At 63.6% G+C, this 3,754-nt stretch carries 4 protein-coding genes; 1 reads left to right on the top strand and 3 read right to left on the bottom strand.

Annotation, left to right across the window (positions count from 1 at the left end; genetic code table 11):
* Positions 1-119: 119 nt before the first annotated feature.
* The gene (gene rsfS / locus EOA86_RS26295; RefSeq protein ID WP_023800052.1) at positions 120-497 is read right to left on the bottom strand and encodes a ribosome silencing factor; all 378 of its coding nucleotides are present in this window, start codon (positions 495-497) and stop codon (positions 120-122) included.
* Positions 498-737: 240 nt separating this feature from the next.
* Here rsfS and EOA86_RS26290 point away from each other — a divergent pair, with 240 nt between their 5' ends.
* Positions 738-1,592, top strand: a complete 855-nt coding sequence (locus EOA86_RS26290; protein WP_127210508.1) for a mechanosensitive ion channel family protein — start codon at positions 738-740, stop codon at positions 1,590-1,592.
* A gap of 5 nt (positions 1,593-1,597) precedes the next feature.
* Here EOA86_RS26290 and EOA86_RS26285 read toward each other — a convergent pair whose 3' ends face one another.
* Entirely contained in the window at positions 1,598-2,911 is a 1,314-nt protein-coding gene (locus EOA86_RS26285; RefSeq protein ID WP_127210507.1) for an MFS transporter, read from the bottom strand.
* 91 nt (positions 2,912-3,002) lie between these two features.
* On the bottom strand, positions 3,003-3,635 hold the full coding sequence (locus tag EOA86_RS26280) for a nicotinate-nucleotide adenylyltransferase (protein ID WP_245485831.1): 633 nt from the start codon (positions 3,633-3,635) through the stop codon (positions 3,003-3,005).
* Between the last annotated feature and the right edge of the window lie 119 nt (positions 3,636-3,754).

Below are 3,754 nucleotides of genomic sequence, written 5' to 3'. Positions count from 1 at the left end.
GCTTTCATCCGGCCCACGGCGTGAACGGTGATTTTCATCCCTGCCTCGAAGAGCCGCTAATGCATGTCACCAAAAGTGGTCACCGGTTTTGGGAACGACATGCATCAATCAAATTCGGCTCAGTGGAGGGTCTCTTCCTCGAGGTCCGGCGCTTGCCACATCTTTTCGAGATTATAGAAGTCGCGGACTTCGGGACGGAAGACATGGACGATGATGTCGCCCGAATCGATCAGGACCCAGTCGGCGCCGGCCAGTCCCTCGACGCGCGCCGTGCCGAGCCCGGCATCCTTGAGCGCCTTGAGGAGATGATCGGCGACAGCCGAGACATGACGGTGCGATCGGCCGGACGCGATGACCATATAGTCACCGAGGCTCGATTTTCCCTGAATGTCGATTGAGACGATGTTTTCGGCCTTGGAGTCTTCCAGACTGGCAAGGACTGTCTTGATGGCGCGGGACACGGCGTCGTTTACGCTGATCCCGGCCGGCGAAGGCACGATGTCGGCCTTCTTCCACAGTGCTGTTCTCAGTGTATTTCCTTTCGCAGCAAGAACAACCAAATCACCCTTCAAAGCAGGTGACACCCCTTAGATAGGCAGAGTTGCGTTGCAGTTTCAAGACGGCAGCCCTGCTGTAGCCAACGAAGAACCGTTCTTCCGGTTCCGTAGTTGAAGAAAAAACGGAACTCTTCTCGCCTGGCCTGGGTTATCGGCGCATTGACCAACCGGATCCCCCTCATGCCTATCGACCCTCAGAACGCTCTCCTCACCGTGCAGTCCGGCCTTGCGCAGCTCAGCGCGCTGGTCGTCTCGTACGCCTTCTCGGCAATCGGCGCCGTCATCCTGCTGGTCCTCGGCTATACCGTCGCCGGTCTTGCCCAGCGCTCGATCTATGCCGGCCTCGGCCATATCCATGGCTTCGACACGACGCTGCGCCACTTCTTCTCGAGGATCGTCCGTTACGCCATACTGATCCTCGTCGTCGTCATGGTGCTCGGCCAGTTCGGCGTCCAGACGACCTCGATCATTGCCGCCATTGGTGCCATCGGCCTGGCCATCGGCCTGGCGCTGCAGGGTACGCTGCAGAACATTGCCGCCGGCATCATGCTGCTGGCGTTGCGGCCATTCCGCATCGGCGAGTATGTCGAGGTCGGCGCCATCGCCGGGACCATCGAGGAAATCGGCCTGTTCGCCACCACGTTGAGAACGGTCGACGGCGTCTACATCCTCGCCCCCAATTCGACGCTGTGGAACCAGCCTGTGCGCAACTATACACGCAACGGTGCCCGACGTGGCGACATCACGCTGACCATCGGCTCCTGGAACGACATCGATTTCGCTCAAAAGACCATGCTCGGCGTCGCCGCCGCCGACCGACGCGTCAGGCGGGAGCCGGCGCCGATTGCCTTTGTAGCGACCGTCGGCGACAGCAACGTCGCCATCACCTTGCGCTACTGGACCTCGGCTGCGGATTTCTTCGCCACCCAGATCGATCTCACCAAACGCGCCAAGCAGGCTTTCGACAGCGAAGGCGTTTCTATACCCGCGCCGCCGCCGGAAGCGCCACGGCAGGAAGCCGCCACCCGACAGTGATATGATCAATTGCCGGCGTAGGTCTCCTTGTCCGCGCGACGCTGTTCTTCGGATGGGAAAGCGAGGTCTACCGGCAGCGGTGCCTGCGCGGTCATCGGCGCGAAATTGCCGGTTTCGGCGGCGGGGACAGGTGACATCGCCACCACACGCCACAGCACGAACAGGCAAAAACCAGTGGCAATGACGATGGCCACATAGATGAAAGCCTGCGTTCCATAGATGGCGGAAAGCCCGGTCACGATGCCGGGCACGATGAAGCCGGACAGTGACCACGCAAAAAGAAGCGAACTGGACAGCGCCACCATGTCGTCCTTGCCGGCGCGGTCGGCGGCATGTGCGCTGGCCAGCGAATAGATCGATTCCGACGCGCCGGCCCAGACGACATAGATGACGACCAGCGCCGCCAGCGCACCACCATCGAAGCCGATGGCGAACAGGCCCGCCACCATGGCAAGCGCCGAAGCGGCGACCAGCACAAATCGCCTGTCGGTGCGGTCGGAAATCCATCCAAGCGGGATCTGCAGGATCAATGTGCCGACAGGCATCGCCGACAAAAGCAGTGCCACATCTGCCTGGCTGTAGCCCTTGGCCGTGGCATGGATCGGCGCGAAGCCCGAAATCGTCATCGACAGGCCGCCGACGGCAACCATGCCGGCGACGCCCACCGGCGAAATCCGCCAGGCCCGGCCAAGCGCGACCGACGCCGCCTGCGGCGGCGGTGGCTGGGCGAGCCGCGTCAGCCCAACGGGGAGGATCGACAGCGCGGTGAAGGCGATGCCGATCAAGGGCGCGTCCGCAGCCCTTATATCGATCAGCGCCAGTGTCGAATAGCCGACGCCGAGCCCGGCGACATAGGCGACGTAGAAGAAGGCCATGACCCTGCCGCGTATGGCGTTGGCGACGACGTCGTTCAGCCAGCTTTGCGCGACGATGAACAGGCCGCATATGGCAAAGCCATAGAGCGCGCGTGCCGCGATCCACGACAGCGGTTGCGGCCCGGCCCCGACGGCGGCGTTCGACAGCACGATCAGCGCCGACAGCACCATGAACGCGCGAGCATGGCCGACGCGCCGCACCAGCGGACCGGTCAAGATGCAGCCTGCCAGGCCGCCGGCCGAAAGGCCGGTGACGATCAGCCCGGCCCAGGTAGGATCGAAGCCCTCGGCGCCGAGCCGGACCGGAATATAGGCGAACATCAGTCCGTTGCCGACCGCAACCAGCGCCATCGACGCGACGATGCTGGCAATGGCGATCGCCGGGGCTGGCGGGCTGCCCTGCGCCGGATCGCGTTGGGTCTGGCTTCGCTCGAGAAACGTCATGCCCGCGCAGGATCGCCCACGGATCAGGGAAAAGCAGCCGCAAATGCGACATCAGCGGTCTTCCCTTCTCCCCTGTGGGAGAAGGTGACGCCTATCCCTTAGCCATCTTGCGGATCGCGGTCGACGACAGCGACGAGCGCGGGCCGTGGATGAACGTCCAGGCCGGCGCCTTCATCCGGGCCAGCCGCGGCGCGTCGCCTTCGTCGACACGCGCGTAATCGAAGGTCTTGGCGACAACCGACGACAGGAACGACAGCGTCGCGCCAGGGCGATCGATCACCGCGATCGGAAACGTCATCACGATTTGGCGCCAGCGCTGCCAGCGATGGAAATCGCGCAAGGAATCGGCGCCCATGATCCAGACGAAGTCGACGCCCGGATTGCGCGCCTTGACCAGGGCCAGCGTGTCGGCGGTGAAGCGGACATAATGGGTTGCTTCGAAGGCGGTGACCTTGACCTTCGGGTTCCGGGCGACCTGCTCGGACAGGCGCAGCCGCTCGGCAAGCGGCGCCAGTTCCCGCGCGCTCTTGAGCGGATTGCCCGGCGTCACCATCCACCACAGCTGATCGAGCGCCAGACGTCTGAGCGCGATCTCGGCGACCAGTGCATGGCCGGCATGCGGCGGGTTGAACGAACCGCCGAACAGCCCGACGGCCAAGCCTTTTCCGGCATGTGGCATCTTCAGATAGTGGGAGGAGACGGCGGGCTCGGAAGATGACAGCATCGCGCTAGGCGCCCCCCTCTGACACGAGTAGCGCCCTCAGGCTCTAACGGCAAATAACGTCAAGGCCGCACCTGTCCCGTCCCGCGCACGCGGTACTTGAACGAGGTCAGTTGCTCGAC

This window comes from Mesorhizobium sp. M5C.F.Ca.IN.020.32.2.1, assembly GCF_004023105.1.
Lineage (GTDB): Bacteria > Pseudomonadota > Alphaproteobacteria > Rhizobiales > Rhizobiaceae > Mesorhizobium > Mesorhizobium wenxiniae.
Note: the sequence above shows the minus strand (reverse complement) of the source record. Positions and strands in the feature narration are given on the sequence as shown.